This window comes from Rahnella selenatireducens, from assembly GCF_046449555.1.
GTDB classification, from domain to species: domain Bacteria; phylum Pseudomonadota; class Gammaproteobacteria; order Enterobacterales; family Enterobacteriaceae; genus Rahnella; species Rahnella selenatireducens.
On the sequence record NZ_JBKEZJ010000005.1, the window covers coordinates 99,345 to 125,830 of the forward strand.

The 26,486-nt window shown below is 53.7% G+C and carries 35 protein-coding genes; 15 read left to right on the plus strand and 20 right to left on the minus strand.

The genetic code is table 11. The features are described from left to right. Positions 1 to 9 precede the first annotated feature (9 nt). From rimK to rlmC, 8 genes are all read left to right on the plus strand, one after another. Positions 10 to 912 carry a 30S ribosomal protein S6--L-glutamate ligase gene (gene rimK / locus ACLBVC_RS10260; protein ID WP_410149514.1) on the plus strand — a complete coding sequence of 301 codons (903 nt, stop codon included), beginning with the start codon at positions 10 to 12 and terminating at the stop codon, positions 910 to 912. Positions 913 to 1,060: 148 nt separating this feature from the next. Then, positions 1,061 to 1,543, plus strand: a complete 483-nt coding sequence (locus ACLBVC_RS10265; protein WP_410149515.1) for a type III secretion system chaperone family protein — start codon at positions 1,061 to 1,063, stop codon at positions 1,541 to 1,543. Positions 1,544 to 1,968: 425 nt separating this feature from the next. Further along, positions 1,969 to 3,078: a spermidine/putrescine ABC transporter substrate-binding protein PotF gene (potF, locus tag ACLBVC_RS10270; protein WP_218522394.1), complete on the plus strand. Its 1,110-nt coding sequence runs from the start codon at positions 1,969 to 1,971 to the stop codon at positions 3,076 to 3,078. A 167-nt stretch (positions 3,079 to 3,245) separates the two neighbouring features. Further along, a complete protein-coding gene (potG, locus tag ACLBVC_RS10275) occupies positions 3,246 to 4,379 on the plus strand; it encodes a putrescine ABC transporter ATP-binding subunit PotG (RefSeq protein ID WP_410149516.1) in 1,134 nt (377 codons plus the stop codon). A gap of 10 nt (positions 4,380 to 4,389) precedes the next feature. Continuing rightward, positions 4,390 to 5,343, plus strand: coding sequence for a putrescine ABC transporter permease PotH (gene potH / locus ACLBVC_RS10280; protein WP_410149517.1), 954 nt, complete (start codon positions 4,390 to 4,392; stop codon positions 5,341 to 5,343). Next, positions 5,340 to 6,185: a putrescine ABC transporter permease PotI gene (gene potI / locus ACLBVC_RS10285; protein WP_152326960.1), complete on the plus strand. Its 846-nt coding sequence runs from the start codon at positions 5,340 to 5,342 to the stop codon at positions 6,183 to 6,185. Before potH ends, potI begins: the two co-directional genes overlap by 4 nt. A gap of 64 nt (positions 6,186 to 6,249) precedes the next feature. Further along, complete coding sequence (locus ACLBVC_RS10290; RefSeq protein WP_410149518.1) at positions 6,250 to 6,696, plus strand: YbjO family protein; 447 nt, start codon at positions 6,250 to 6,252, stop codon at positions 6,694 to 6,696. A gap of 86 nt (positions 6,697 to 6,782) precedes the next feature. Further along, positions 6,783 to 7,916 (plus strand): 23S rRNA (uracil(747)-C(5))-methyltransferase RlmC, encoded by a 1,134-nt coding sequence (gene rlmC / locus ACLBVC_RS10295; protein WP_410149519.1) that lies wholly within the window; start codon positions 6,783 to 6,785, stop codon positions 7,914 to 7,916. Positions 7,917 to 8,001: 85 nt separating this feature from the next. Here the strand turns inward: rlmC and fliR are convergent, their stop codons facing one another. The 13 genes from fliR to fliF form a co-directional block, all read right to left on the minus strand. Beyond that, positions 8,002 to 8,787 (minus strand): flagellar biosynthetic protein FliR, encoded by a 786-nt coding sequence (fliR, locus tag ACLBVC_RS10300; RefSeq protein ID WP_410149520.1) that lies wholly within the window; start codon positions 8,785 to 8,787, stop codon positions 8,002 to 8,004. Between the two features lie 3 nt (positions 8,788 to 8,790). Next, positions 8,791 to 9,060, minus strand: coding sequence for a flagellar biosynthesis protein FliQ (gene fliQ / locus ACLBVC_RS10305; protein ID WP_104922231.1), 270 nt, complete (start codon positions 9,058 to 9,060; stop codon positions 8,791 to 8,793). Positions 9,061 to 9,221: 161 nt separating this feature from the next. After that, positions 9,222 to 9,995: a flagellar type III secretion system pore protein FliP gene (gene fliP, locus ACLBVC_RS10310; protein ID WP_410149694.1), complete on the minus strand. Its 774-nt coding sequence runs from the start codon at positions 9,993 to 9,995 to the stop codon at positions 9,222 to 9,224. Positions 9,996 to 10,018: 23 nt separating this feature from the next. Then, entirely contained in the window at positions 10,019 to 10,456 is a 438-nt protein-coding gene (gene fliO, locus ACLBVC_RS10315; protein WP_410149521.1) for a flagellar biosynthetic protein FliO, read from the minus strand. Beyond that, positions 10,456 to 10,872 carry a flagellar motor switch protein FliN gene (fliN, locus tag ACLBVC_RS10320; RefSeq protein WP_104922229.1) on the minus strand — a complete coding sequence of 139 codons (417 nt, stop codon included), beginning with the start codon at positions 10,870 to 10,872 and terminating at the stop codon, positions 10,456 to 10,458. The genes fliO and fliN overlap by 1 nt, the downstream gene beginning before the upstream one ends. Next, entirely contained in the window at positions 10,865 to 11,881 is a 1,017-nt protein-coding gene (fliM, locus tag ACLBVC_RS10325) for a flagellar motor switch protein FliM (protein ID WP_410149522.1), read from the minus strand. Before fliM ends, fliN begins: the two co-directional genes overlap by 8 nt. Before the next feature lie 7 nt (positions 11,882 to 11,888). Beyond that, positions 11,889 to 12,389 (minus strand): flagellar basal body-associated protein FliL, encoded by a 501-nt coding sequence (gene fliL, locus ACLBVC_RS10330; RefSeq protein WP_410149523.1) that lies wholly within the window; start codon positions 12,387 to 12,389, stop codon positions 11,889 to 11,891. 214 nt (positions 12,390 to 12,603) lie between these two features. Beyond that, positions 12,604 to 13,998, minus strand: coding sequence for a flagellar hook-length control protein FliK (locus tag ACLBVC_RS10335; RefSeq protein ID WP_410149524.1), 1,395 nt, complete (start codon positions 13,996 to 13,998; stop codon positions 12,604 to 12,606). Continuing rightward, positions 13,995 to 14,441: a flagellar export protein FliJ gene (fliJ, locus tag ACLBVC_RS10340; protein WP_410149525.1), complete on the minus strand. Its 447-nt coding sequence runs from the start codon at positions 14,439 to 14,441 to the stop codon at positions 13,995 to 13,997. Before fliJ ends, ACLBVC_RS10335 begins: the two co-directional genes overlap by 4 nt. Before the next feature lie 149 nt (positions 14,442 to 14,590). Further along, positions 14,591 to 15,955, minus strand: coding sequence for a flagellar protein export ATPase FliI (fliI, locus tag ACLBVC_RS10345; protein WP_195814652.1), 1,365 nt, complete (start codon positions 15,953 to 15,955; stop codon positions 14,591 to 14,593). Beyond that, complete coding sequence (gene fliH / locus ACLBVC_RS10350) at positions 15,955 to 16,710, minus strand: flagellar assembly protein FliH (protein WP_410149695.1); 756 nt, start codon at positions 16,708 to 16,710, stop codon at positions 15,955 to 15,957. The genes fliI and fliH overlap by 1 nt, the downstream gene beginning before the upstream one ends. A gap of 7 nt (positions 16,711 to 16,717) precedes the next feature. Next, positions 16,718 to 17,713: a flagellar motor switch protein FliG gene (fliG, locus tag ACLBVC_RS10355; RefSeq protein WP_193333183.1), complete on the minus strand. Its 996-nt coding sequence runs from the start codon at positions 17,711 to 17,713 to the stop codon at positions 16,718 to 16,720. Beyond that, the gene (gene fliF / locus ACLBVC_RS10360; RefSeq protein ID WP_410149526.1) at positions 17,707 to 19,425 is read right to left on the minus strand and encodes a flagellar basal-body MS-ring/collar protein FliF; all 1,719 of its coding nucleotides are present in this window, start codon (positions 19,423 to 19,425) and stop codon (positions 17,707 to 17,709) included. Before fliF ends, fliG begins: the two co-directional genes overlap by 7 nt. A 282-nt stretch (positions 19,426 to 19,707) precedes the next feature. Here fliF and fliE point away from each other — a divergent pair, with 282 nt between their 5' ends. Next, complete coding sequence (gene fliE / locus ACLBVC_RS10365) at positions 19,708 to 20,022, plus strand: flagellar hook-basal body complex protein FliE (RefSeq protein ID WP_152326975.1); 315 nt, start codon at positions 19,708 to 19,710, stop codon at positions 20,020 to 20,022. 503 nt (positions 20,023 to 20,525) lie between these two features. Here the strand turns inward: fliE and ACLBVC_RS10370 are convergent. Further along, positions 20,526 to 20,660: a hypothetical protein gene (locus ACLBVC_RS10370; protein WP_410149707.1), complete on the minus strand. Its 135-nt coding sequence runs from the start codon at positions 20,658 to 20,660 to the stop codon at positions 20,526 to 20,528. Between ACLBVC_RS10370 and ACLBVC_RS10375 the strand changes: the two genes are divergently transcribed. After that, complete coding sequence (locus ACLBVC_RS10375) at positions 20,610 to 21,515, plus strand: bestrophin family protein (protein WP_410149527.1); 906 nt, start codon at positions 20,610 to 20,612, stop codon at positions 21,513 to 21,515. The genes ACLBVC_RS10370 and ACLBVC_RS10375 overlap by 51 nt on opposite strands. A 145-nt stretch (positions 21,516 to 21,660) precedes the next feature. Next, entirely contained in the window at positions 21,661 to 21,900 is a 240-nt protein-coding gene (locus tag ACLBVC_RS10380) for a hypothetical protein (protein ID WP_195823109.1), read from the plus strand. 85 nt (positions 21,901 to 21,985) lie between these two features. On the opposite strand, the gene ACLBVC_RS10385 is transcribed toward ACLBVC_RS10380, so the two are convergent. Continuing rightward, positions 21,986 to 22,465 carry a GNAT family N-acetyltransferase gene (locus ACLBVC_RS10385; protein ID WP_410149528.1) on the minus strand — a complete coding sequence of 160 codons (480 nt, stop codon included), beginning with the start codon at positions 22,463 to 22,465 and terminating at the stop codon, positions 21,986 to 21,988. 331 nt (positions 22,466 to 22,796) lie between these two features. On the opposite strand from ACLBVC_RS10385, the gene ACLBVC_RS10390 reads away from it, so the two are divergent. After that, positions 22,797 to 22,970: a hypothetical protein gene (locus ACLBVC_RS10390; protein WP_165057865.1), complete on the plus strand. Its 174-nt coding sequence runs from the start codon at positions 22,797 to 22,799 to the stop codon at positions 22,968 to 22,970. A 63-nt stretch (positions 22,971 to 23,033) separates the two neighbouring features. Here the strand turns inward: ACLBVC_RS10390 and ACLBVC_RS10395 are convergent, their stop codons facing one another. Then, on the minus strand, positions 23,034 to 23,234 hold the full coding sequence (locus ACLBVC_RS10395) for a DUF7736 domain-containing protein (RefSeq protein WP_152326979.1): 201 nt from the start codon (positions 23,232 to 23,234) through the stop codon (positions 23,034 to 23,036). 185 nt (positions 23,235 to 23,419) lie between these two features. On the opposite strand from ACLBVC_RS10395, the gene ACLBVC_RS10400 reads away from it, so the two are divergent. Beyond that, a complete protein-coding gene (locus ACLBVC_RS10400) occupies positions 23,420 to 23,689 on the plus strand; it encodes a hypothetical protein (protein WP_152326980.1) in 270 nt (89 codons plus the stop codon). Between the two features lie 107 nt (positions 23,690 to 23,796). Here ACLBVC_RS10400 and ACLBVC_RS10405 read toward each other — a convergent pair whose 3' ends face one another. Then, complete coding sequence (locus tag ACLBVC_RS10405; protein ID WP_195814658.1) at positions 23,797 to 24,072, minus strand: hypothetical protein; 276 nt, start codon at positions 24,070 to 24,072, stop codon at positions 23,797 to 23,799. Between the two features lie 238 nt (positions 24,073 to 24,310). After that, entirely contained in the window at positions 24,311 to 24,736 is a 426-nt protein-coding gene (locus tag ACLBVC_RS10410; RefSeq protein ID WP_410149529.1) for a DUF4186 domain-containing protein, read from the minus strand. Between the two features lie 140 nt (positions 24,737 to 24,876). On the opposite strand from ACLBVC_RS10410, the gene ACLBVC_RS10415 reads away from it, so the two are divergent. Then, positions 24,877 to 25,131 carry a hypothetical protein gene (locus ACLBVC_RS10415; protein WP_195814660.1) on the plus strand — a complete coding sequence of 85 codons (255 nt, stop codon included), beginning with the start codon at positions 24,877 to 24,879 and terminating at the stop codon, positions 25,129 to 25,131. A gap of 70 nt (positions 25,132 to 25,201) precedes the next feature. Further along, positions 25,202 to 25,360: a YqaE/Pmp3 family membrane protein gene (locus tag ACLBVC_RS10420; RefSeq protein ID WP_152326983.1), complete on the plus strand. Its 159-nt coding sequence runs from the start codon at positions 25,202 to 25,204 to the stop codon at positions 25,358 to 25,360. Positions 25,361 to 25,442: 82 nt separating this feature from the next. Here the strand turns inward: ACLBVC_RS10420 and ACLBVC_RS10425 are convergent, their stop codons facing one another. After that, the gene (locus ACLBVC_RS10425) at positions 25,443 to 25,619 is read right to left on the minus strand and encodes a GhoT/OrtT family toxin (protein WP_095922224.1); all 177 of its coding nucleotides are present in this window, start codon (positions 25,617 to 25,619) and stop codon (positions 25,443 to 25,445) included. 111 nt (positions 25,620 to 25,730) lie between these two features. Next, a complete protein-coding gene (locus ACLBVC_RS10430) occupies positions 25,731 to 26,468 on the minus strand; it encodes a helix-turn-helix transcriptional regulator (protein ID WP_410149530.1) in 738 nt (245 codons plus the stop codon). Positions 26,469 to 26,486: the final 18 nt, after the last annotated feature.

Sequence of the window (26,486 nt, forward strand, 5' to 3'; positions counted from 1 at the left end):
GAGTGTCGGATGAAGATTGCAATTCTTTCCCGTGACGGGTCTTTGTATTCATGTAAACGGCTGCGTGAAGCCGCAGAGGCCCGGGGGCATGAGATCGACATCATCGATCCGCTCTCCTGCTATATGAATATCAACCCGGCTGCGCCAAGCGTGCATTATCGCGGGCGTCAGCTGGATAAATATGATGCAGTGATCCCGCGCATCGGCTCCGCAATAACGTTTTACGGCACAGCTGTGCTGCGCCAGTTTGAAATGCTGGGTAGTTTTCCACTCAATGAATCCGTGGCGATTACCCGCGCGCGAGACAAGTTGCGCTCGATGCAGATTCTGGCGCGCGAAGGCATTGATCTGCCGATCACCGGTTTTGCCAATGCGCCGGATGACACGTCCGATCTCATCGCGCTGGTCGGCGGCGCGCCGCTGGTGGTGAAACTGGTCGAAGGCACGCAGGGCATCGGCGTGGTGCTGGCTGAAACCCGTCAGGCGGCGGAAAGCGTGATTGACGCATTCCGCGGGCTGAATGCGCACATTCTGGTTCAGGAATATATCCGCGAAGCCGAAGGGCGTGACATCCGCTGTCTGGTGGTGGGAAAACGTGTGGTGGCGGCGATTGAACGTCAGGCCAAACCGGGCGATTTCCGTTCCAACCTTCATCGCGGCGGAACCGCGACCAACGTCAAAATCACACCGCAAGAGAAAGAAATTGCGGTAAAAGCGGCGCTGACGCTGGGGCTTGACGTCGCCGGTGTGGATATTTTGCGTGCGCACCGTGGCCCGCTGGTGATGGAAGTCAATGCATCGCCGGGCCTGGAAGGCATAGAAACCACAACCGGCCTGGATATTGCGGGCATGATGATTGATTACATCGAACAGCGGGCGAAGCCGGGATTCCGGCTCAAATCTGGCGGCTAAATCTTAATTACCGACGCTAATCTGCATCAAAAGGCCTTTGGTCGTAGCGCTGACCGGTAATATTCCGTAAGCTATGACCCCCTTCGTAACGCTGCGGGTGTTGCGAAGGCGTGGTTATTCTCGTTGTTTTGAACTTGTGAGGCATTCTATGGATTCGCTCATCGTCCCTGATTTGGCGCTGCTGCGGCGCTGGCTGGATCAGCTGGGCATTTCTTTTTTCGAGTGTGATTCCTGTCAGGCTCTCCATTTGCCGCATATGCAGAATTTTGATGGCATTTTTGATGCCAAACTCGATATCGTGGATAACGTAATTTTGTTCTCCGCGCTGGCCGAAGTGAAACCCACAGCGCTGATCCCGCTGGTCGCAGATTTAAGCTCGATTAACGCCAGCTCGCTGACCATCAAGGCCTTTGTCGATATTCAGGATGACAATTTGCCGAAACTGATTGTTTGCCAGTCGCTGACGATAGCCGTGGGCGTGACCGAAGAGCAATTCGCTTTCTTTCTGCAACAGGCGGAAGAGCAGATGTCGATGATTATTCTTGAAGCCCACGCCAACGATTTACTGTTCCTTGGCGATGATGAAGAAGGCACACCGGCCGTTTCCATGAACCTGCCTTTGTTGCACTAAAGCCCGTTAGTTATTTCTCTCCCTCTGAAGATCCTTTCCTGCGAGCCGTGTTTATTGCGGCTCCGCTGCCTTTATTCGCTTTCGCCATAAGTTATGCTGCGTTTGTGTCGGTGTTGCCAGATATTTCACTTTGTTAAAAGCCAAAATGCCAGACGGTATAGACCAAATCTGCATAAATAATCGATAAACGCCGGTTTTGTCTCAGGAGGCTGGTACACCGGGGTTGCAGGCGCTATGCTTCTGACTCTGCACCACGCGTGATTACGTCGTAAAACCAAACGGTTAATTCGCAGGCAGCGTATGCGTCAGCGTTGAATGTCTATGCAAGTTTCATGGGTGAGCGCTGGCATTAGTGTGAAAGGTTTTGTATCAGTCTGAGTGATACAAATTCAATTTATATTCCCCTGTCTTGGAGGTAGTAACGGATGTTCACCCTGCGTAAAAAGTGGTTATCGGGTGTTGTCGCCGGTCTGGTTATGGCCGCGTCCGTCACAGCGTCTGCGGAAGAGAAAACGCTGCATATCTATAACTGGTCCGATTATATCGCACCTAACACCGTGCCTGATTTCCAGAAAGAAACGGGCATCAAAGTGGTTTACGACGTGTTTGACTCCAACGAAGTGCTGGAAGGCAAACTGATGGCAGGGAGCACCGGGTTCGATCTGGTTGTGCCGTCGGCCAGTTTCCTTGAGCGTCAGTTGTCCGCGGGCGTTTTCCAGCCGCTGGATAAGAGCAAACTGCCCAACTACAAAAATCTCGATCCTGATTTGCTCAAAATGGTGGCGCAACATGATCCGGGCAACAAATACGCGATCCCTTATCTGTGGGCGACCACCGGTATCGGCTACAACGTCGATAAAGTGAAAGCCGTGCTGGGTAAAGACGCGCCGGTAGACAGTTGGGATCTGGTGCTCAAACCTGAAAACTTAGAGAAACTGAAAAGCTGCGGCGTTTCATTCCTCGACGCACCGGCTGAAATTTACGCCACCGTGCTTAACTACCTGCATCTCGATCCGAACAGCACCAAAGCGTCGGATTACACTGGTGCCGCGAACGATCTGCTGCTGAAACTGCGTCCGAACATTCGCTATTTCCACTCTTCCCAGTACATCAACGATCTGGCCAATGGCGACATTTGTGTGGCGATCGGCTGGGCGGGTGATGTAATGCAGGCGTCTAACCGCGCGAAAGAAGCGAAAAACGGCGTAAACGTGGCGTACAGCATTCCGAAAGAGGGCGCGCTGGCATTCTTCGACGTCTTCGCTATTCCGGCTGATGCGAAAAATCTCGACGAAGCCTACCAGTTCCTCAACTACCTGATGGAACCGAAAGTGATCGCGCAAATCAGTAACACCGTTTACTACGCGAGCGGCAACAAAGCGGCTACGCCACTGGTGAATGAAGATGTGCGCAACAACCCGGGCATTTATCCACCGGCCGATGTGCAGGCCAAACTCTTCAGCCTGAAAGTTCAGGATCCGAAGATTGACCGCGTAATTACACGCTCGTGGACCAAGGTAAAAACCGGCAAGTAGTACCCGTTTTAGAAAAGGTCAGGAAGACTACAGCGGCTCCGCACAATCACTGCGGGGCCGCTGGCATTTTGTTCCGGCCGCTTTTGGGCATAGAAATCAGGCACTTTTCCCCCTGACTGTTATGCTTATTTGATACTGCTTCATTTTGATACCGGAGATTCCTCTGAGTGAACGACGTCATTCCACGCCCTCAGCCTAAGTCCCAGAAAGGTTTCACGCCTTTGCTGGAGATCCGCAATTTAACCAAGTCTTTTGACGGCCAGGCCGCCGTGGATGATGTCAGCCTGACCATCTATAAAGGGGAGATTTTCGCACTGCTCGGCGCGTCCGGTTGTGGGAAATCGACTCTGTTGCGCATGCTCGCCGGTTTTGAGCAGCCCACGCAGGGGCAGATTGTGCTCGATGGCGTGGACCTCTCGCAGGTACCGCCGTATCAGCGTCCGATCAACATGATGTTCCAGTCCTACGCGCTGTTCCCGCACATGACGGTTGAACAAAACATCGCGTTCGGGCTTAAGCAGGACAAATTGCCGTCTGCGGAAATCAAAAGCCGCGTAGCAGAAATGCTGACGCTGGTCCACATGCAGGAATTCGCCAAACGTAAACCGCATCAGCTTTCCGGCGGTCAGCGTCAGCGCGTGGCGTTAGCCCGCAGTCTGGCGAAACGGCCAAAATTATTGCTGCTCGACGAACCGATGGGCGCGCTGGATAAAAAATTGCGTGACCGTATGCAGCTCGAAGTGGTCGATATTCTTGAGCGCGTCGGTGCGACCTGCGTGATGGTGACGCATGATCAGGAAGAAGCCATGACTATGGCGGGGCGTATCGCCATCATGAACCGCGGCAAGTTTGTGCAAATCGGTGAACCGGAAGAAATCTACGAGCACCCGACCAGCCGTTTCAGCGCCGAATTTATCGGTTCGGTGAACGTGTTTGAAGGCGTGCTGAAAGAACGTCTGGATGATGCGTTAGTGCTGACGTCGCCGGGGCTTTTGCATCCGCTGAAAGTGGATCCGGATGTCTCGGTGGTGGACGGCGTACCGGTGTTTGTCGCGCTGCGTCCGGAAAAAATCATGCTCTGCGAAGAGGTGCCGAAAGACGGCTGCAACTTTGCGGTGGGCGAAGTCGTGAACATTGCGTATCTGGGCGACCTGTCGATTTACCACGTCAAACTGCACAGCGGCCAGATGATTACAGCGCAATTGCAAAACGGTCACCGTTTCCGCAAAGGCATGCCAACCTGGGGCGACGAAGTGCGTCTGTGCTGGCAAGCCGACAGCTGCGTCGTGCTGACAGTTTAAGGGGGCGATGATGTCTGTGATTTCTGAAGTGACCACCGCGAAACCTCCGGGCGGATTCAAAGCCGGGATTGGACGCCTGCAACAACGTCATGGCCGCAAACTGGTGATTTTATTGCCGCTGGTGTGGTTCCTGCTGCTCTTTTTATTGCCGTTCCTGATTGTTTTTAAAATCAGTTTTGCCGAGATGGCGCGCGCCATTCCGCCGTATACCGATCTGGTCACCTGGTCAGATGGCATGCTCGATATTGCGCTCAATATCGGTAACTACATCGGGCTCACGCAGGATCCGCTTTATATTGATGCCTATTTGCAATCGCTGGAAGTGGCCGCCATTTCCACGATTATGTGCCTGCTCATCGGTTATCCGCTGGCGTGGGCCGTGGCGCACAGCAGCAAATCCATGCGTAACATTTTGCTGTTGCTGGTGATCCTGCCGTCGTGGACGTCATTCCTGATCCGCGTTTACGCCTGGATTGGCATCCTCAAAGACAACGGCGTACTGAACAACGTGCTGCTCTGGCTGCACGTCATCGACCAGCCGCTGGTGATTTTGCACACCAATCTGGCGGTGTATATCGGGATTGTTTATTCATATCTGCCGTTTATGATCCTGCCGATTTACACCGCGCTGACCCGCATGGACTATTCGCTGGTGGAAGCGGCGTCCGATCTCGGTGCGCGGCCGATGAAAACCTTCTTCAAAGTGATTATGCCGCTGACCAAAGGCGGGATTATCGCCGGTTCCATGCTGGTGTTTATTCCGGCTGTCGGCGAGTACGTGATCCCTGAACTGCTCGGTGGCCCGGACAGCAACATGATCGGGCGCGTGTTGTGGCAGGAATTCTTCAATAACCGCGACTGGCCGGTGGCCTCTGCGGTGGCGGTGGTCATGCTGTTGCTGCTGATCATGCCAATCCTGTGGTTCCAGAAATACCAAAATAAAGAGCTGGGAGAAAAAGAATGAATCAGTTGCCGGTTGTCCGTTCGCCGTGGCGAATTCTTATTCTCGTGCTCGGCTTTACTTTTTTGTATGCGCCGATGCTGATGCTGGTTATTTATTCGTTTAACAGCTCCAAGCTTGTTACGGTCTGGGCGGGCTGGTCTACCCGCTGGTATACTCAGCTTTTCCACGATTCTGCGATGATTAGCGCGGTGGGAATGAGCCTGACGATTGCTACCGCAGCCGCCACCATGGCAGTGATTGTCGGTACGCTGGCGGCGGTCGTGATGGTGCGATTCCAGCGCTTTCGTGGCTCGACGGGTTTTGCGTTTATGCTGACCGCACCGCTGGTTATGCCCGATGTGATCACTGGTCTGGCGCTGCTGCTGCTATTTGTGGCGATGGGGCACGCTTTTGGCTGGCCTGCTGAGCGCGGCATGTTCACCATCTGGCTGGCGCATGTGACGTTTTGTAGTGCATATGTGGCGGTCGTGGTGTCGGCGAGATTGCGCGAACTGGATCGTTCCATCGAAGAAGCCGCAATGGATTTAGGCGCGGCGCCGGTGAAAGTCTTCTTCATCATTACGTTGCCGATGATCCTGCCCGCGCTGATTTCCGGTTGGCTGCTGGCGTTTACGCTGTCGCTTGACGATCTGGTTATCGCCAGTTTTGTCGCCGGGCCGGGCGCAACGACCTTGCCGATGCTGGTCTTCGCCAGTGTGCGTATGGGCGTTAACCCGGAAATCAACGCACTGGCGACGCTCATCCTGCTGGTGGTGGGCATCATTGGCATGATTGCCTGGTGGTTTATGTCCAGAGCTGAGAAACAGCGGATCAAGGATATCCAGCGCGCACAGCGTAGCTAAATATAAGATAATTTTCAGGGCGGATTTTCCGCCCTGAACGTAAATGGAGAGCCCAAACGGAAGTATGAAACTGGCATTTATCCCTGTTCCCGTCATGATTGCAGCCTCGGCGATTGTTGCCACGCGCTGCCTTGAGTTTATCTTGCTGTTTGACGCCATGGGTTTTTCAGGGCTGATGAGCTTTATCGAAGTCAGCGCAGAGTCGTGGCTGAACTGTTTTATTCTGCTGACCAGCCTGCTGATTGTGCTGATTGAATGCCGTGCGGCGTACGCGATGATGCGTGCGCGGATCTGGGGGCGCCGGGCGTTTATTGGCTGCCAGTTGATTGTCGTCGGTTACATGCTGCTGGCGTCTTTCGAATGGTTCGGGCCGCGTATTTTTCGCTTTGATGTCGACACACAGGGCGATTTTCTCACTGCGCTGCTGGTGCAAAAAATCCCCGATATTGTGGTTCTGCTCCTGCTTTTCGTGCCAGCCAGCAGCCGTCGCTACTTTGCGAAACGTAAATAGCACCTGCCGCAGGTGAGCCTTTCAGGCCTTGTGGTGATACACTGCGCGCCAGATTTTTCCCCGTATTCGATGACCGGAATTCTTTCATGCACTGCGCACTTTATACCGCCGGAACCTGCCGCTCATGTCAGTGGCTCGACACGCCTTATTCGCAACAGTTAGCCGACAAACAGCGGGATTTACACTCCCTGCTGGAAGGTTTGCCGGTGGTAGAATGGCGCGAACCGGTGACCGGGCCGGAAAGTGCGTTTCGTAATAAAGCGAAAATGGTGGTCAGCGGCAGCGTGGAGCGCCCGTTGCTCGGCATGTTGCATCGCGACGGTACGCCGGTAGATTTATGCGAATGTCCGCTGTATCCCGCCCGTTTTCCGGCCGTATTTTCAGTGCTCAAAACCTTTATCGCCCGTGCCGGTCTTACGCCATACAACGTGGCGCGTAAGCGTGGCGAACTGAAATTCCTGCTGCTGACCGAAAGCCAGAAAGACGGCGGCATGATGCTGCGTTTTGTTCTGCGTTCTGAAGCCAAACTTGCCCAGCTGCGCGCCGCGCTGCCGTGGCTGCAACAGCAGTTGCCACAGCTGACCGTGATTTCGGCCAATATCCAGCCGGTGCATATGGCGATCCTCGAAGGCGACACCGAAATCCCGCTAACGGACATGCAACGTCTCGAAGAAGAATTTAACCATGTGCCGATGTTTATCCGTCCGCAGAGCTTCTTCCAGACCAATCCGCAGGTCGCTGAACGGCTTTACGCCAGCGCGCGTGACTGGGTACATGAACGCGGCAATATTGCCAGCATGTGGGATCTGTTCTGCGGTGTCGGCGGTTTTGGCCTGCATTGTGCCACGCCGGATATGAAACTGACCGGCATTGAAATCAGCGCGGAAGCCATCGCCTGTGCCAGAGAATCAGCCAGCCGTCTGGGGCTGAAAAACGTCGAATTCCAGGCGCTGGATTCCACTGGTTTTGCGACCGGAAAAGGTGACGTTCCGGATCTGGTCCTGGTGAATCCGCCACGCCGTGGCATCGGCAAAACGCTTTGTGATTACCTGAACCAGATGGCGCCGGACACCATTTTGTATTCCAGCTGTAACGCGCAGACGATGGCGAAAGATCTGACTCTGTTGCCGGGCTACCGCATCCAGCGTGTCCAGCTTTTCGACATGTTTCCGCATACTGTGCATTACGAAGTGATGGCGCTGCTGACACGGGAAATATAATGCGATGAGTCCGGTGCAAGAACGGCAAACTCACCGTCTGAAAAATCGGGGAGATGCAGTTTGTGGCGAATGGGTCGTAGCGACGCTACTCTGCCGCAAACTGATTCATGATTAATACCAGTTTATCCAGAATTTCGCTGAACAGATGCTCGCTGAACGGGGCGAGCATGGGCATCATCAGGCCGATGGCCAGAATGCCGATACTGAGGGTTAACGGGAAGCCGATAACAAATACGGAAAGCTGTGGCGTGACGCGGTTTAACAGGCCGAGCGCCATGTTGAGCGTGAGCAGCAGCGTCACAATCGGTAAGGCCAGCATCAGGCCACCGCTGAAGATAATACTGCCCGCTTTCGCCACGGCCATAAATCCTTCGGCGTTGACCGGATTCGGGCTGATGGGCAACGTGTGGAAACTGTCGGCGAGCAGGGAAATCAGCCACAGATGGGCATTGAAACTCAGGAAAAGCAGGACGGCCAGCAGGTTCAGAAATTGCGCCAGAAGCGGGGTGTTCAGGCGGTTGCTGGGGTCGTAAAACGTTGCAAAAGAAATCCCCATTTGCAGTCCCATGATCTCACCCGCCATGCGGATAGCGGCAAATGCCAGCTGCATCGTGATGCCCAGCGCGGTGCCGATCATGATTTGTTGCATCGCCAGCCACAGTGCAGGCGTGGAAAATATCGGGGTATCGACAGGCGGTAACGAAGGCGCAATCAGAAACGTGATCATCATGCCCAGACCGAGTTTGACGCGGTTCGGGACGGATTTCTCGCTGGTGATCGGCGCGGTGCTGATCAGGGCCAGAATCCTCAGCAGCGGCCAGAAATACATGCTGAGCCATCCGGCCAGTTGCGTGCTGTCGAAGGAAACCATGGGTCAACCGATGATGTAAGGCAGGTTGGAAAACAGCGTACGCATGTAATCGAGCAGCAGATTCAGCATCCACGGACCGGCGATTACGATGGTCGCGACCACGGCCAGAATCTTAGGAATGAAGGACAACGTTTGTTCGTTGATCTGCGTCGCCGCCTGCAACAGGCTGACGATAAGCCCGGTGACCAGCGCCGCGAGCAGCAGCGGTGCGGCAACGGCCAAAGCCACTTTCATCGCTTCATTACCTAATGCCATAACGGACTCTGGTGTCATTTCACGGTTCTCATAAAAGAAGACGGTTTAGCTCCCTCCCCTGCGAAGGGGAGGGTTGGGGTGGGGTATTAATGGCATCTCTGGCGTTGCCTGCTAAACCCCCTACCGGCCTCCCCCTTCGCAGTGGGAGGAGCAAGACGCCCATCAGGTCAGGCGTTTTATTAACTGTAAAAACTCTGTGCCAATGAACCGAGCAGCAGTTGCCAGCCGTCGACGAGCACAAACAGCATCAGCTTGAAGGGGAGTGAGATGGTAGCCGGTGGCACCATCATCATCCCCAGCGCCATCAGCACGCTGGCGACGACCAGGTCGATAATCATGAATGGAATGAATACAGTGAAGCCAATCTGGAATGCCGTTTTCAGTTCGCTGGTGACATAAGCGGGCAGCAGAATACGCATCGGTACGGCTTCGGGGCCCGCCAGCGGCGGGATGTTTGCAAGACGGGCGTACAGTGCGAGGTCGCTTTCACGGGTCTGGCGCAGCATGAACTGGCGCAGCGGCTGAGCGCCTTTGTCCATCGCATCCTGCATGGTGATTTTGTTTTCGCTAAACGGCTGATAGGCGTCTGTGTAGATTTTGTCGAAGACCGGCGCCATCACGAAAAAGGTCAGGAACAGGCCGAGCCCCAGCAGAACCTGGTTTGGCGGCGCGGACGGCGTACCCAGCGCATTTCGCAGCAGGCCAAGTACGATAATGATTCGGGTAAAACTGGTACACATCAGCAACATGGCGGGCAGCAGAGTCAGCGTGGTGATAAACACCAGCGTCTGAATGGGCAGCGACCAGTTCTGGGCACCATTGGACATCTGCTGGCTGATAATACCGGGCAACTGTGCGAACGCGGCCGGGCTGATAAACAGCAGCAGCGGCAGGCACAGGCGGGTGAACAGGCGAACAGGGCGCTGACGGGCAGCGGTAAAGGCGGATTTCATCAATTTGTTCACGGCGGAGTGGGTCATGCCTGCTTTCCCGGACGTTTCAACATTTTCTGCATCAGCTGACGGAAATCCGCAGGCTGACTGTCTGTAGTGCCTGAATCCGGCGTTTGTACTTCCGGTGGCGCGCTCAGTGTGTGCAGCGGAGTGATGTTTTGCGCGGTCACGCCCAGCACCAGCCAGGTATTATCCACTTCCACGATCACCACTTTTTCGCTACGACCTACCTGAACACTGGCCGTCACTTTCAGCAGTTTGTTATTTTTGGACTGCGGCGCGAAGCCGGTGCGTTTGGCCACCCAGCCGATGCACAGGATCAGCAGCAGAATGCCGCCGAGTACCGTACTGACCTGTGTCAGTACAGAACTGGCGGGCAATGCCTGGGCTGAAGTCTGCGTCGTGGCGAGAGTCTGAGCACCCTGAACGTACGGGGAATCCGTGGCCGCAGTCTGGCTCATCAGCGGCTCAACCGGCGCATACGCTCGGACGGTGTGATGATGTCGGTGATGCGTACGCCATATTTGTCGGCGACAACCACGACTTCACCCTGAGCAATCAGATAACCGTTGATGAGGATATCCAGCGGTTCACCGGCCAGGCCATCGAGTGCGACAACAGAACCCTGCGACAGACGCAGCAGTTCTTTTATGGTCATTTTGGTACGGCCTAATTCGACGGTCAGCTTCACCGGAATATCGAGGATCATGTCGATATCCTGCAAACTGCCCGCTCCGTCCTGGGCACCCAGCGCGGCGAAAACACCCTCGGTTGACGCTTTGGCGCTGCCCGCAGATTGTTGTTCGTTAAACGCATCAGCCCATAAATCGTCAACGTTATCCGATCCGGCGTCAGACGGTTTATTGGTGTCACTCATGGGGCTGTTCCTCATCTAGAGAATTTAAAATTGGGTTGATCAAATGTTCAACGCGCAGGGCGTATTGTTCGTTTATGGTGCCATATTGGCTGGTCAGCACCGGAACGCCGTCGACGTGTGCAATCAGACGATCCGGTTTTTCAATCGGCAGAACATCACCCGGTTGCAGTTTCAGTATCTGAGACAGGCGCAGCGGGATTTCAACGAAATTCGCCACCAGCTCCAGTTCAGATTGCTGAACCTGATGCACCAGGTTTTCACGCCACTGACTTTCTTCATGACGCGAGTTTTCGACCGGCGGATTGGTCAGCAACTCGCGTAAAGGTTCAATCATGCTGAACGGAATACAGATGTTGAAATCACCGCTCAGCGCACCGATTTCCACGTGGAACGGCGTGGTGACCACGATATCGTTCGGGGAAGAGGTGATGTTGGTGAACTTAATCTGCAATTCAGCACGGACATATTCCACACTCAGCTTGTAAACGCCGCTCCACGCATCTTCGTAAGCGTCGAGCGCCAGCGTGAGCATACGTTTGATGACGCGCTGTTCGGTGTGGGTGAATTCGCGGCCTTCCACTTTAGTCGGGAAACGGCCATCACCGCCAAACAGGTTATCCACCGCAATAAAGACCAGGCTTGGCGCAAACACAAACAGCGCCGTGCCGCGTAAGGGCTTCAGGTGGATCAGGTTCAGGTTGGTCGGCACCGGCAGGTTGCGGGCGAAGTCATGGTAAGGCTGGATTTTGATCGGCCCGACCGTGATGTCCGGGCTACGGCGCAACAGGTTAAACAGCCCCATACGGAAGTGACGGGCAAAACGCTCGTTGATGATTTCCAGCGCCTGTAACCGCTCACGCACAACGCGACGTTGCGTCGTGGGGTCAAAAGGTTTTACACCGTCGTCCGACGCTTTGGTCTGTGCTGCGCTTGCCGACTCGGCTGCGCTGTCACTGTCGCCGTTAAGCAGTGCGTCGATCTCGGCCTGTGAGAGAATGCTGTCGCCCATAATTTGTTTATCGCAGTATGAAAGCAGTGAAAAGCACGTCGTTGATCACCTGAGGTGGCTGACCTTTGACCAGTGGCGCGTCCAGAACCTGTTTGATCTCCTGCACCAGTTGTTGCTTACCCGCTTCGCTGGCCAGATCGCCGGTCTTCTGGCGGGACAAGAGCAGCAACAGACGACTGCGAACTTCAGGCAGGTATTCATTCAGAATAGCCCGATTCTGTTCATCGGGCAGACGCAGGGTCAGTCCGATGTACAGCACGCGGTCCGGATCGTTATCCGGCGTTTGCAGGTTAACGGTAAAGGTATCCAGTGCCAGGAAGATCGGCGCCGCAGGGGGCTCGCTCTTCTTCACTTCAGCCGCGCTACCGTTCGCAGGCTGCTGTTTGTGCATCATCCACCAGGCGTAACCGGCCGCACCACAGGCTCCAAGGGTAATGAGTAACAGCAGAATCATCATTAACGGCCGCTTTTTTTTCTTACGCGACGCCGTGAGAGCAGAGTCAGACATGGATGAGGCGATTTCCTGTAAGTATGAGCAGACTGGCGTGAGGAGCACCGGACTGCTGAGTCAATTCTGAGAATGATTATCCCGCTTATCCTGTTGTTCAATAGTCAGAATAGGCGGGGTAAATAAGGTCAGCTCTGCCGTTTGAATTAAGGGAGAACTGACCGGCTGCAATTATCTGAAACAATTTTGCGAGGTTTTACGCATCTGCAAAACGCTACGCAAAGATATCCACGCTGTTATTTCCGCCAATCCGCTGCGCAATTGACGCAGGAACGGGCAGGGCGTCACTGACCGACGTGCTGCTGCCGGAATTGAACGCCGCCCAGCTTGATGCGTCACCCTGAGGCGTACCGGACTGTGAGCTTTGTTGCTGAGCCTGCTGCCATTGCGAGCTGTCGCTGCCGACGCTGCTTTGCCCGAGGCTGATGCCGCTGTCGGCCAGCGCAGTTTTCAGCTCTGGCATGGCGGCTTCAAGGGCGGAACGAACGCCGCTGTGGCCGGACACAAAGTGCAGCTGTGCCTGATTGTTCTCAATCTTCATGCTGATCTGAATGGAACCCAGATCTTCAGGATGCAGACGCAGTTGTGCCGTCTGTTGTCCCTGACGGTTAAACATCATCACCTGCTGACCGAGCTGTTGCTGCCATTCCGGCGTGCCCAGCTGGGCGTTCAGCACCGGCGTGGACGGCGCGGTGACGACGCTGGTGGTGGTTGGCGTCGTTGGAACTGAAGCAGAAGACACGGCAACGGCGGCGGTATTAAGCGGGTTCAATGTCGTCGAATTGTTGTCGAGCGTACGGCTGTCGTTTTGCTGAACGGCTGCGGTGCTGTTTGCCGCCGCGCTCATTGATGCCAGTGCGCTGCTGAAATCAGCGGCATTGGTGGACGCCGTGCTTTTGCTGCTGGCGGCATGCTGTGAAGACGTTGAGGCGACAGAGGCCGCATTGCCCGAAGCGGTTGCCGCGGTTTTCGGATCGGTGTCGGTCACTGCGGCAGTTTTACCGTCGCCGGTCAAAAGCGATGATGCCGTGACGTTCAGGCCGGAAAGCAGGGCGCTGGCGTTCTGCGCGCGCGTGGTGGTGTCGCTGGCCGTCTGTGTTACAGCCGCGGTCACGGTCTGAATCTGCTGCGCAGGCTGTTGCTGTACCGCCAGCTGGGCGAACAGCGCCTGAATGCTGGCATCCGCAGAATCGGTATCTTTGTCTTTGTCACTCAGCGCGATGTCTTTCACCGAAGTCCCCTTCAGGCTGCCGGTCGGCAAAACCTGAATGGCGGCGATCATTTTGCTCAGATCGCTGTCATCGAGCATCAGGCTGCCGTCTTTCTCGCCGGTGGTGACCGCCTGCGTCAGCGTGTCTTTATCCACCGTTTCGCCTTTGGCGCTGATTTGCTGCCCGAGTTTCGCCAGTGCGCTGGTGAGTTTCGGATCCAGTTTGGAGCCCAGCTGGGCTTCAAGCTGGCTGGCGAAATCCGCAGGGGACGACGCGGTTGTTTCGCCAAGAGCAGTGACGTCGGACGCTGCGGAACTGACAGCCGATGCAATTCCGGACGCCGCGCTCGTGGTTGTCTTTGCCGTGGTGACGGCGGCAGGCAAAATATTCAGATTCATGGATTTTTCTTCCTGTGTGCGCTGCGCTGGGCGAACTCATCGTTCTGTTTTTGGTCAATCTTGTTTTCCAGGGAACGTTGCTGTTCGCTGGCACGCGATTGCAGAGTCTGGTACGCATTCAGCCGCTGTTGCTTTTCCTGCCACTGGTGAACGGCGGCATTGAGCCGCTGATCCCACTGTTGTAATTGTTTTCGGTGCTGGTCAATCGCCACTTCCAGCGTGCCGATGAACTGCTGGTAGTTCTGCCAGGTGTTCGCCGCTATGCCGCCGGTCATGGTGGAATTCAGTTTTTCGCGATATTCACGCTGATAGTTGAGCAGCATCGTGAGTTGCTGTTCAGCCTGATTATGCGACTGCCTGATCTGGCCTAAATTGTTGGTCGCCTGATCCAGCGCTTTTTGCGCCAGAGAACACAGAGTAAGTAATGGTGATGAGCTTTCCATTTATCTTTCCTCTTTCCCTTCATCCTTCGGGCTGCCTCTGCGTTGGCTGCTCTCGCGAACCCCGGTCACATACTTTTGTATGTTCCCGGGGGATTCACTCGATTGCCGCCCTGATGCAACCCGAATGATTTTGGGAAAATTTTGTGATGTTAGCCAGGGAACAACATATTGAGTTCCAGACAGGCGTCTTCGTAAGTGCTGCGTTCCATGATGTCCTGCTGGAGAAAATTCTCCATTTGCGGATACAGCCTGATGGCGCGATCCAACATCGGATCACTGCCTGCGGCGTAGGCGCCGACGCTGACCAAATCACGGTTGCGCTGGTAGCTGGACAGCAGTTGTTTGAAATTACGTACGCGCCCGTACTGGGCGTCATCGATCAGCGATGTCATGGCACGGCTGATGGAAGCTTCGATATCGATGGCCGGATAATGGCCGGATTCGGCTAAACGGCGTGACAGCACCACGTGGCCGTCGAGAATGGCGCGCGCGGAGTCGGCGATAGGATCCTGCTGGTCATCGCCTTCGGTCAGTACGGTATAAAACGCCGTGATCGAGCCGCCGCCGGTGATGCCGTTACCGGCGCGTTCAACCAGCGCGGGTAATTTGGCGAATACGGAAGGCGGATAGCCTTTGGTCGCGGGCGGTTCGCCGATAGCCAGCGCGATTTCACGTTGTGCCATGGCATAGCGGGTCAGGGAATCCATGATCAGCAAAACGTGCTGGCCGCGGTCGCGGAAATCTTCGGCGATGCGCGTGGCATAGGCAGCGCCCTGCATGCGCAGAAGCGGCGAAACGTCGGCAGGCGCGGCGATTACCACCGAACGGGCGCGACCTTCGTCACCTAAAATATTCTCGATAAAATCTTTAACTTCACGGCCACGTTCACCAATCAGCCCGACCACGATGACGTCGGCTTTGGTGTAGCGCGCCATCATGCCGAGCAGTACGGATTTCCCGACGCCGGAACCGGCGAACAGGCCCATACGCTGACCGCGCCCGACGGTCAGCAATGCGTTAATCGCGCGCACGCCAACGTCAAGTACGTCGGTGATCGGCGTACGTTGCAACGGGTTAAACGGTGGCGTGATCAGCGCAGCGCGATAACCGGTGTCCGGCGGCGGTAAACCGTCGAGCGGTTTGGCGCTGCCGTCGAGTACGCGACCGAGTAACTGCGGGCCGAGCGGAAGCTGTTTACCGGCAGTCTGGCCGTCGGCGGCAATCCGGGCATAAACGCGTGCGCCCGGCAAAATCCCTTCGACTTCTTCCAGCGGCATCAGAAACAGGCTCTGGCCGTTAAAACCAACCACTTCACTTTCTACTTCCTGCACAACCGGGCCGTCGTGGCGTTCAATCAGACAGGTGGCGCCCAGCGGTAACTGCAATCCGGTGGCTTCAAGCACCAGACCGGTCGCCCGCGTCAGACGCCCGTAACGGCGAACGGACGGCGTGCGGGCCATGCGCTTTTCCGCATCATCCAGCGTTTTTAGCAGTCGGCTCAGACGGGCAGTCATCAGAGATCTCCCGGTGCCGCAAGGCGGCACAGCTCATGCCAGCGCGTCGCCAGCGAGGCATCCATATCGCCATCTTCCGCGCTGACTTTGCAGCCACCGGCGTGGATCTGGCTGTCGGCCAGCAGACGCCAGCCGTTCATGCTCAGGGTGGAACCGAGCTGTTGTTCGACACGTTCGAAATCCGTCGGGTTAACGCGCAGCTGCGGTTTGCCCTTGAACATCGGCTCCTGCTGAATCAGCTGCTGGATCTGGTTGAGCAGGGCGGAACCGTCGCAAATCGGTGCCTGCCCGATAATCTGTTTGGCCGCCGTCAGCGCCATCTGCATCAGACGCGAGGCGATCACGCTGTCCAGCGCGTCCAGCGTTTGCTGGAAATCGGACACCATGTGCTGCCAGTGTTCGGTCAGAACGGCCTGCTGTTGCTGGCCTTCCTGTATGCCCTGCTGCTGTCCGGCTTCCTGACCCTGCTGAAAACCGGCGGCGTAACCCTGTTTCTGCCCAGCTTCCAGACCTTGCTGGAAACCTTGTTGTTCAGCGCGACGTTGCAGGTTCAGCAACTCATTCTGATCCACCTGAAGTTTTGGCAGACCGTCGTCCTGTTCTTCTTCGCCTTCCGCCAGCAAAGGTTCGTCAGGCGTGGTGAACACCGGCACGGCCAGATCGCCCGGTTTCCAGGGCTGCCACGGCAGGGCGTTGATGCGCTCGGCATTACGCTCTTCTGCGGATTTCTTTTCCGGCGCAGGCTTGTCGGACATCGGGTTATCAGACATAAGAATCCTCGCCGCCGCCAACCATCATTTCGCCGGACTCTGCTAAGCGGCGAACCGTTTGCAGAATCGCTTTCTGTTCGTTCTCGACCAGAGACATACGCATCGGCCCGCGGTTTGCCAGGTCGTCGCGCAGGATATCCGCCGCACGCTGGGACATGTTGCGCAGGAACTTGTCGCGCAGTGGCTGTTCCGCACCTTTCAATGCAACCAGCAACGATTCGCCTTCGACTTCCTGCAACAGGCGCTGGATGCTGCGGTCGTCCACGTCCACCAGGTTTTCGAACAGGAACATCTCGTCGATAATTTTCTGTGCCAGTTCGCCGTCGTAACCACGGACCGCTTCGATAACGGCTTCTTCCTGCTGCGTTTTCATCAGGTTGATGATTTCTGCCGCAGTACGAACACCCCCCATCTTCGCGCGCTTGAGGTTCTGACCGTCGAGCAGGTTGTTCAGCACTTCGGTCAGTTCCGCCAGCGCCGCCGGCTGGACACCGCCAAAGGTGGCTATACGCAGCATGACGTCGTTGCGCAGACGTTCGTCGAACAGCGCCAGAATATCGGCAGCCTGACCGCGTTTGAGATGGACCAGAATGGTGGCGATAATCTGCGGATGTTCGTCGCGGATAAGATCGGCCGCCATCTGCGGTTCCATAAAGTTGAGCGTTTCCATACCGCTGGTGGTTTCGCGTGATTCCAGAATATCTTCCAGCAGGCTGGAGGCACGTTCCTCGCCCAGCGCTTTGGTCAGAACCGAACGCAGGTATTCGCTGGTGTTGACGCTCAGTGCAGCGTACTGCTCTGACTCGTCCTCGAACTCGTTCAACACTTCAGCCAGCTGCTTGTTGGAAATCTGATGGATATTCGCCATCGCGCCACTGATTTGCTGAACTTCGCGAGGGGAGAGGTGTTTGAACACCTCCACCGCACGGTCTTCACCCAGGGTTATCATCAAAATGGCGCTTTTTTCGGTGCCGGTCATAGTCATGATTGTTCGGTACTCATCCATTGGCGGATAACCAGGGCGACGATACGAGGATCCTTATCGGCCAGCTCCTGAACTCGTTGGGTCTGAACTTCGACGCTGACACGCTGCTGAGAACGTTTACGTTTCTCCAGCTCGTCGTTGCTGAGTTTGACCGGCTTGCTGCCTTCAGGCTGTGGCATCGCTGCTGCGATGGCCGCTGCGGCTGCCGCATCTTTCTCTGCCTGCTGTTTGCGCAGCATCGGACGAACCATTTTGCGCCACAGCAGCCAGGCAACAATCAGCACCAGCAACCAGCGACCTGCATTGAGCAACTGATCGAAGAACGCCTGTTGTTTCCAGAATGGCAGCTCACCGGAATCGTCACTCGCTTCATTGAACGGTGTATTCACCACGTTCAGCGTATCGCCGCGTTCCTGCGAGAAGCCCATCGCTTCACGGACCAGATCATCAATTTTCTTCAGTTGTTCGTCGGTCAGTGGCTTCGCTTTGCCATCTGTCCCGACCTGATAGTTGACGACCACCGCCGCAGAAAGGCGTTGTACGGCACCCGCGCTGTGCTGCGTGTGGGTGATTGTGCGGTCAACTTCGTAGTTGGTTGTTTCATCACGACGGCTGTTCGACGGAACGGTTGAACGGTTTGCCGTGTTGTTTTGCGCATTGTTCTGTGTGTTGTTACCGGCCTGATTCTGTGCCCCGTTGGCGTTGTTCGCTGCAGGAGGATTGGTCACTGGCGCGGTCGCAGCCGGCGCAGGCTGGTTGCTTAATGCGCCCGGTACGCCGCCGACGGCAGTGCCGCCAATCTGGTCACTGGTGCTCAGCTGGCGTGAACGGACAGCGGCTTTTTCCGGCGTACCGTTTGGCTGGTAATTCTCGTCAGTCTGTTCGCGGCTGGCGTAGTCGATTTGCGCGGTGATTTGCGCGTGAACGTTACCGTTACCGACAACGGGCTGGAGGATAGATTCGATACGACGTTGCAGACGGCCTTCCACTTCATTGGCGTATTTCAGCTGAGAAGCATTCAGGTCACGACCGTTGTTGTCCGACTGCGTCAGCAGATGTCCGCTCTGATCGACCACGGTGACGTTGGCTGGCGGTAAACCCGACACGCTGCTCGACACCATATAAACGATGGCGTTGATCTGACCGTCATCCAGCGCGCGACCGGGCTGTAAATTCAGGGTCACGGATGCGGAGGGGTTTTTCTGTTCGCGGACGAATAAGGAAGGTTTTGGAATGGCTAAATGGACACGGGCGCTGCCGACCGGGCCCAGAGTTTCGATTGTGCGGGAGAGTTCACCTTCCAGCGCGCGCTGATAGTTGATCTGCTCGCTGAACTGGCTGATGCCGAATTTTTCCTGATCCATCAGCTCAAAGCCGACTGCGCCGCCTTTCGGTAAACCGGCGGACGCCAGTTTCAGACGTGTTTCATAAACTTTATCTGCCGGGATTAACAGGGCTGCGCCGTTTTCTGAAAACTGATAAGGGATATTCATCTGCGTCAGTTGGGTGACGATGGCACCGCCGTCCTGATCGCCCAGATTGCTAAACAGCACCTTATAGGTGGGCTGTTTTGCCCACAGCATCATAACAACAACAATAGCCAGGGCAGCCGCAGCGGCAATGGCGATAGGAATTTTTGGGTTGGCGCGCAGGCGATTAAGCAACGCAGTAAAACCGTTTGGAGGGGTTTCTGCGCCGGCTATTGCGGAACTCATACAAGATCCCTATTTAGCTGTTGAATGGTGGTGTTCATGTTGTCTCTTAACAAAACAGACTCCCAAGTGCGCAATCGTTGAAGCGTGACATTTTTCAGCCCTCCGTACAGGCAGGCCTATTTTCTAGGTGAGCCATTATTTGCCGCTAAAGGCAAAGTTAATGGCCCGATAAGCCGTGGTTTTTAGGTTCAATTACCGCGTTTAGGAAAAAACTGATGTGATAGGGTGTCATTCAATGAAAGAAGCCCTTTGTTCACCGATACAGCAATAAGCGGAGAAAACATGTCAATTCAAGGCATTGAGAGCGTTTTACAGCAGATGCAAGCCACTGCCATCAAAGCAGGCGCTACCCCTCAGACGGATACGACGTCAGAAGCCGGTTTTGCCAGTGAACTGAAAGCGGCATTAGGCAAAATCAGCGAGACGCAAAACAACGCAAAACTGGAATCCGAAAAGCTGGAGATGGGCGTTCCCGGCGTAAGCCTGAACGACGTGATGGTGGATTTGCAGAAATCGTCAATTTCACTGCAACTGGGGATTCAGGTGAGAAATAAACTGGTGACGGCGTATCAGGATGTGATGAATATGTCGGTGTGAGACGCTAACCTGCTGAAAATAATACAGATGAGTTGTTACCTGTGGCCTGAAAGGGCATGGCGGGGGCAACGTCATTTGTTTTTTTCTGAAAAACGAAAAGGAAGGGCACTGCGAAGAATTACGCAAAAAAAAAATTAATAATCATCTTCCGAGTCTTTTGCTGCCGACCTGAAGATAAACCAGGCTGCTAACCCGATAATCGCCAACGCGATGAGTACTATAAGAATAATTTTCACTGGTATGCCCGCTTTCAATTTTCCGCGATCGTCTCGCGAATAGGCCTGTAATTCCAATGGGTATAACCGATCGTTATCACTATTTTGATCGTCAGTACAGATCAATCCTGAGAGCATTCACGCCATGCAGGGCCATGTATTCTTCTCAGTCTAGATTGTTATCGGACATTACCATGCCAAACATTATGTTTCCGTTACCGTTTGTACAAAGTGATCACCTGCGCTTGTAAACGAAAACCGTGATTCTCAAAATAAATGTTACCGGTGTCACAAAATTGTCCTTTGCATGTGCAGGTTTATTTGCAAAAATCGCAAAAAAATCGCTTCACCTGCCAAAGCACTTTCATAAAAATGATAATCCGTCCTCCGCGTCACTGGTTCTTGCGCTTGTTCGCCTGGCATGGTTCTGTCCTGCCCAGCATTATGTTCCGCCTCAGTCTTAATTTGTTGATGTCACTCGCTGCCATTCTCAGCCTTCCCTGGTATGAGACGCTCGGCGTTAAGCTCACGCTGGCACCGTTCAGTCTGCTGGGGGTGTCTATCGCGATCTTCCTCGGGTTTCGTAACAGCGTGGCGTATTCACGTTATATCGAAGCGCGTCAGCTGTGGGGCGGCTTACTAATTGCCTGTCGGACGTTGCAAAGTCAGGTGATGGCAGTGTGTCCGGGCGAAGCCCAGCGCGTGACAACGCTGTTGCTGGCATTCTGCTACAGCCTTAAACATCAGCTGCGTCACAGCGATCCGCGTCCTGATCTCGAACGCCTTTTGGGAGAAGATGCGGAAGATATTCTGTCGCGCCGAGCACCGACCAATATGGTGCAGTTGAGGATGTCGCAGTGGCTTGCCGAACGGCGCCGCAGCGGGGATTTATCGGATATCGTTTACACCCACATGGACACCACGTTGTTGCAGCTTTCGCAGGTTGTCGGCGGATGCGAGCGTATAGTCAGTATGCCGATCCCGTTTGCTTACGGGCTCTTGCTTCACCGAACGGTCTATCTGTTCTGTAGCTTATTGCCGTTCGCGCTGGTGGTGGATTTGCATTACATGACGCTGCTGGTATCAGGCTTTATTTCGTACAGTTTTCTGTCACTGGATACGCTGGCGGAGGAGCTGGAAATGCCTTTCGGCTATGCGAATAACCATCTGCCGATGGACGCGATGTGTACGAACATTGAAATTAACCTGCGGGAGATGAATAACCAGACTCAGTTGCCGGATACGCCGGTGCCGGATCGCCATTACCGTCTTTCCTGAGTTTTGAACGAGCGCACGGAATGGTTATTTTGTGCGCTAAAATGTGGCACTTTTCTTAAGGTTCACGATACTGTCATAATCATGAAACAAAAGTGAAATAGGATATTCGGGCAAATACAACTCCCTCCATTCTCACGAGGTATTTATGTCAGTCGTTCAGGCCAAATCATTAAACGAAGCCGAAGAGCTGCTTAATTCCGGTATGGTGAAAAAAGTCGAACTGGCTTTTAGTATTAACAGTGATGAGTTTTTCAAACTTGCGCTGGAATGTGGCGATCGCGGTGCCAAGATCACCAAAGGCAAAAAATTCTTCGTTATCACCCTGAAAAAATGGGTTATTCCTTCCAATGAAATTCCTGCATCGAAAAGCAATGTCCTGATGTAATCTGCTTTTCGCGTCTCCATAACCCTGTCACAAGGCAGCGTTATGGAGATATTCTTCTGCATTTTCCGGACTTCTTAACGCTTTCTCAGGCGACAGATTTCATCATGTAGACGCTGAGCGGATCCGGTGCCTGACGGTAATCGCCAAACGCTTCGGTGCGTGCATACCCCAGTTTTTCATACAGCGTGATGGCTTTTTCCTGAAACACGCCGGTTTCTAAAAATAAATCCCGATATCCCAATGCTTTCAGTTTGTTTTCCATTGCGTCAACCAGCAGTGAGGCAATGCCCTGGCCGCGATACAGCGGATTGACGTAGACCCGTTTCATCTCAGCGATCGGTTTTTCATGCCCGTCAGGCCGTGAGATATACAAACAAGCGCATCCCGCCCAGTCATCGTCTACCCGCGCCATAAAACAGAAAATTTCACCGTCATCAAGCGCGGTGACGTTAATTCCCTGAAAGGATTCCGGCGGGTAGAGCGGGTATTGATAAGCATCCAGCTCCGCAATCAGTCGTGTCAGATGCGGATGATTCGCATCGGTTTCAAAAATCTGGGCACTCACAGCGTGGGCTCTCAATGCAACAAAAAGGATTTATATTCTTAACCGAAATTGCATCGAAAACAAGCGGCTGGGGGAGTGCAGGGAAGCGTGTGTCCGGCATTTGCTGTGAAGGAGTGTAAAAATTGATGACGTCGTGTACATGTCTGTCAGAGTTGTCTGATTTGATCAAATAATGATCTTTTTATCGCGTATCTGTACTTCTTTTATGCAACATTTATCGGGAGTGATTAATGTAGGTAATGAAATCACTCGGTGTGATTAATAGTTGATGTATGATTACTTCTGTAGGTAAAGCAGTACATTATAAGAGCATGATTGAAAGGATAAAATTATGGCTGTCTATCCTGTTGGCGTTTTTGTCACGCTTACTTTTACACCAGGTTTGTTTGAAGTTATCGCTGTTCTGGATGAAGTGACGCCGGTGCAGTATCAGGTCATTAATGTGGAAACGGGAAATGTGATCCGGGTGAATGAGAATTTCATACGCGGAATAGTCAAACCGTAGCCATGCTGCTTAAGTCAGGTATCAGGCCGGCAGAGGACACTCCTTTGGCCGGCCTTCTTGTTATCAGTCTGGCATTAAATTGTTAAAATCGTCCTCGTAAAGCGCCCGACATTCCTCGATAAATTCCGGGTATCCCAGTTCTGACGTCTGAACTTCCCGCCCCAGTCGTTTTTGCAAATCTTCGTGAAATCCTTCAAATTCGCCATGCAGGATCCCGGTAAATCCGGTCAGGATGATGCATTGCTCTGGCGTTAATTTTTTCACGGTGGATCCTTATCAATGGTGTAGGACTACGTTTTTACGCGGCAACGTCAGGACAACAGCGGTGCACGAAACGTCGTTCATAAAAAAAATGCGTAAAGAGAGAAGTGCTTCACGCCGGTATCCGGCAGGACGCGGCAACATATTCTATCCTGTAATTAATCCCGCTGGAAAACAAGGAGTCACCTATGGATCAGGATCTGTTTGAACAGGCACCACTGCCGCTGCTTACCCGGTTTCAGGTGGGCGATCGCGTAAAATTACTCACGTTCCCGGTGGGCGTTCATCCGGCCAGTTATCAGCTGGATGTGGCGATTACGCAAATTCAGGACGGGGAATTTGAAGGGGAGATTGTCCGTATCGCGCCGCTCGGGCGTTTAGGGCACCACGAAGCGCATTTCACGATTGGTGGGCACGTTGCATTTTACGCCCGAAATATTCAGGGCATGGCAGCCTGAATATATGGGTTGAATGTCTGACGGCCGAAAGCCCTCAGAAAGCAAAAACCCCGCTTAAAAGGGCGGGGTTCGTTTACGCTCGTACTCACGGATATACTCTTTGTTTCTTACATCATCGGCTTAACGTGTTTGGTGAGCGCCTGGGTAGTCAGTTCGTCCGCCTGAATTTTCGAACAGTTTCCGCAATAACCGACCAGATACCAGTTTCCGTCAGCCCCTTTTTCAGGCTTCACTTTGTAGCGCTCGTTCTGTTTACCATAAAATTCACGTTCTGCGTTTTGTGATGCATCTTCCCAAAAACACAACGAAAACTGATGTTGTTTATCAACATGCCGTTGTCCGTTGCGGCTTCCACCTATCAATAAATAATGATACTCAGACATGCATCCTCCTTTTCCCAATGGGGGGTAATAATCCTCACTACAGTGTAAAACTCATTTCACCTGGAAAACTCACCCGAAAGACTGCACAAGAAGACAACAAAAGGGCGCGCAAAAGGCTACCCGGCAGAAAACTGTCTTATTCCTTAAAATTATAGAGTACAGACGCAGCAGGGTACTTAAATCCTGAAAAACTGTGACTGCTATCACTCTTTATTTTTTTACCACTGTGATGCGCTTCTTACAATAAATCCATTTGTTGTGGGTCAGATTTTTTGGGTTTTGCTTTCCGCGGTTTAGTGACAGGTGCGGGACGCTGCATTTCCTGATGTATCCAGCGCAGGATTACGGCAACCGTATAATCCTGCTGCGTTTGTGTCATCTCAGCGTGTGCCGGAATACGATGCCATTTTTCCAGACATCCGCGACAGCAAGTGGCGGTAGCGTGCTGGGCGATAAACACCGGATGGCCGCGCATCGGCGTCTGTTTGCCGTCGGCCTGCGGTTGCGCGGGGGCGAGCCTGCGGTTAACGAAATCGGCGGCGTGCTGCGCCACGGTATCGGGTCCGTGATTCATACAATATTCGTATTCTTTCGGGCCAATATGAAAGCGCTGGCGAAAGGGGGAAGACGCCAGACGCTGAAAAACGTCGTCGGTTGAAAACATAATGATGGTGTCCATGCGCAGGTTAGACGCAGAAATAGCGGGTGTTTTTGCATCAGCTGTCGGCTTTGACCGAACTGTTGCCATGCTAGTCTGGTTTTAATGACTTTCCCACCGACTTTTCACGACAGCAGGAACTCGTAATGGCAGAAAAACAGGTATTCGATTTAGTGATGTCGGTGAACAAACATGCCGAAGAAACTGCCATGCAACATCTGATGCTGCGCAATTTTATCATCGTGATGTGCCGCAATATGACTGACGAGCAAAAAACGCAGGTGAGATGGCAGATGCGCCAGATCCATCAAATAACCGATGCTGAGTACCGCGCAGGCGATGTCGAATTGCTGGATAAAGTGCGGCGTGACGTAGAGGTTATGCTGGATCTGATCAATTAAGGTTCATCTGATAGGCGGTTCTGTTTCCCTGAACTATCATTAACCCAATGATAACCAAAGGGAGATAAATATGGGATTCTGGAGAGTTTTGATCACCATCCTGGTACCGCCACTGGGCGTACTGATAGGAAACGGATTTGGCGGGGCATTTTTGCTGAATATTATTCTGACGCTGTGTGGTTATCTGCCGGGTCTGATCCACGGCTTTTGGGTGCAAACCCGCAATTAGCAGCAACATTAACAGCAGCAAAAATAGTTTTACTGAACCCGGCCTGAAAGCCGGGTTTTTTAATGAGCGCAGTTTTACAACGTCAGAACAGAGAGAAGAGCAGAACGACGGGAAGGCTCATCGGCCAGGTAAACCCGATAATGCCGGACGTTAACAAGCGTATTTTTATCGTGTCGCGGCTCACGAGAAGCGTGACTAATGCCGCAATACCCAATCCACCCCAATAAATCGTTTTAATCACTTCCCACCAAACGTGCACTGCCAGCCCCTGATCACCCGTAAATTAACGGCGTGTATGATATTCGGTTAACATCTGGTAATCAATTATTGTGTGATGTTACTCATGATTTTGCATTGTAGTACTTAGGGGTTAGTTGTTATAAGTCATCGTTTGTGATGAAAGTGGGCGCATATGCCCGCGGATCGCGGTGGGTGCGAAGCCAAAACGTTTCCGAAAACGTTCCGCAAAACGTGATCCACTTTCGTAGCCGACCTGATGGGCAATGTGGGAGATCGCCAGGTCGGTACATTGCAATAACCTCAACGCCTGTGTCATGCGCACATCAATCATCAGATTACGCAGAACACAGTCTTCCGCCGCCAGCCGCCGACGGAGCATCACTTCATTCATCATTAGTTGCTCCGCCACTTCCGCCGCCGTGAACGATTTATGCAAATTATCGACGAGTAATTCGCGCACACGCTGCGTCACGCTTTCGCTGTGCCGCAGTGAATAGCGCACACCCAGCTGCGACAACCAGAGTAATTGTTCCAACATGCGATGGCGGGTAATGGGCGCAGGCAGGCCGTGATGCCAGAGGATGGCGGAGTGGGTATCGGTGAAACTTTGTTTGAAGGCCGCCGGGATATGCGGAATAACTTGCAGATTTTCAACGGCAATCAGGGGCGGCGAAAAACCGGTGGCATGGAGGCCTGCGTCATCGAGCAACTGGTGATCCCACGCCATGATAGCGCAGCTGAACGGGCCATTTTCGGGCAGGTGATGGGTCAGACTTAATGTTTGCCCGTTGTTGAGCACCAGCATTTCGCCCGCCTGTAGAGAGAATTGCTGTTCCTGGTTAGTAATAGAAAGACTTCCATTCTGCACGAGGATTAATTGCGGCTT

Coding starts and splice junctions, on each gene's coding strand:
- ACLBVC_RS10400 (WP_152326980.1), top strand. CDS start 23,420: ATGGATCAGGATCTGTTTGAACAGGCACCACTGCCGCTGCTTACCCGG.
- fliM (WP_410149522.1), bottom strand. CDS start 11,881: ATGGGCGACAGCATTCTCTCACAGGCCGAGATCGACGCACTGCTTAAC.
- fliL (WP_410149523.1), bottom strand. CDS start 12,389: ATGTCTGACTCTGCTCTCACGGCGTCGCGTAAGAAAAAAAAGCGGCCG.
- fliJ (WP_410149525.1), bottom strand. CDS start 14,441: ATGGAAAGCTCATCACCATTACTTACTCTGTGTTCTCTGGCGCAAAAA.
- ACLBVC_RS10370 (WP_410149707.1), bottom strand. CDS start 20,660: ATGCCAGGCGAACAAGCGCAAGAACCAGTGACGCGGAGGACGGATTAT.
- fliO (WP_410149521.1), bottom strand. CDS start 10,456: ATGAGCCAGACTGCGGCCACGGATTCCCCGTACGTTCAGGGTGCTCAG.
- ACLBVC_RS10415 (WP_195814660.1), top strand. CDS start 24,877: ATGGCAGAAAAACAGGTATTCGATTTAGTGATGTCGGTGAACAAACAT.
- ACLBVC_RS10420 (WP_152326983.1), top strand. CDS start 25,202: ATGGGATTCTGGAGAGTTTTGATCACCATCCTGGTACCGCCACTGGGC.
- ACLBVC_RS10375 (WP_410149527.1), top strand. CDS start 20,610: ATGATAATCCGTCCTCCGCGTCACTGGTTCTTGCGCTTGTTCGCCTGG.
- potI (WP_152326960.1), top strand. CDS start 5,340: ATGAATCAGTTGCCGGTTGTCCGTTCGCCGTGGCGAATTCTTATTCTC.
- ACLBVC_RS10380 (WP_195823109.1), top strand. CDS start 21,661: ATGTCAGTCGTTCAGGCCAAATCATTAAACGAAGCCGAAGAGCTGCTT.
- fliR (WP_410149520.1), bottom strand. CDS start 8,787: ATGGTTTCCTTCGACAGCACGCAACTGGCCGGATGGCTCAGCATGTAT.
- ACLBVC_RS10390 (WP_165057865.1), top strand. CDS start 22,797: ATGGCTGTCTATCCTGTTGGCGTTTTTGTCACGCTTACTTTTACACCA.
- fliE (WP_152326975.1), top strand. CDS start 19,708: ATGTCAATTCAAGGCATTGAGAGCGTTTTACAGCAGATGCAAGCCACT.
- fliQ (WP_104922231.1), bottom strand. CDS start 9,060: ATGACACCAGAGTCCGTTATGGCATTAGGTAATGAAGCGATGAAAGTG.
- ACLBVC_RS10265 (WP_410149515.1), top strand. CDS start 1,061: ATGGATTCGCTCATCGTCCCTGATTTGGCGCTGCTGCGGCGCTGGCTG.
- fliI (WP_195814652.1), bottom strand. CDS start 15,955: ATGACTGCCCGTCTGAGCCGACTGCTAAAAACGCTGGATGATGCGGAA.
- ACLBVC_RS10290 (WP_410149518.1), top strand. CDS start 6,250: ATGAAACTGGCATTTATCCCTGTTCCCGTCATGATTGCAGCCTCGGCG.
- fliH (WP_410149695.1), bottom strand. CDS start 16,710: ATGTCCGACAAGCCTGCGCCGGAAAAGAAATCCGCAGAAGAGCGTAAT.
- ACLBVC_RS10405 (WP_195814658.1), bottom strand. CDS start 24,072: ATGTCTGAGTATCATTATTTATTGATAGGTGGAAGCCGCAACGGACAA.
- rlmC (WP_410149519.1), top strand. CDS start 6,783: ATGCACTGCGCACTTTATACCGCCGGAACCTGCCGCTCATGTCAGTGG.
- potF (WP_218522394.1), top strand. CDS start 1,969: ATGTTCACCCTGCGTAAAAAGTGGTTATCGGGTGTTGTCGCCGGTCTG.
- fliN (WP_104922229.1), bottom strand. CDS start 10,872: ATGAGTGACACCAATAAACCGTCTGACGCCGGATCGGATAACGTTGAC.
- fliF (WP_410149526.1), bottom strand. CDS start 19,425: ATGAGTTCCGCAATAGCCGGCGCAGAAACCCCTCCAAACGGTTTTACT.
- ACLBVC_RS10410 (WP_410149529.1), bottom strand. CDS start 24,736: ATGTTTTCAACCGACGACGTTTTTCAGCGTCTGGCGTCTTCCCCCTTT.
- rimK (WP_410149514.1), top strand. CDS start 10: ATGAAGATTGCAATTCTTTCCCGTGACGGGTCTTTGTATTCATGTAAA.
- potH (WP_410149517.1), top strand. CDS start 4,390: ATGTCTGTGATTTCTGAAGTGACCACCGCGAAACCTCCGGGCGGATTC.
- fliP (WP_410149694.1), bottom strand. CDS start 9,995: ATGAAATCCGCCTTTACCGCTGCCCGTCAGCGCCCTGTTCGCCTGTTC.
- ACLBVC_RS10335 (WP_410149524.1), bottom strand. CDS start 13,998: ATGAATCTGAATATTTTGCCTGCCGCCGTCACCACGGCAAAGACAACC.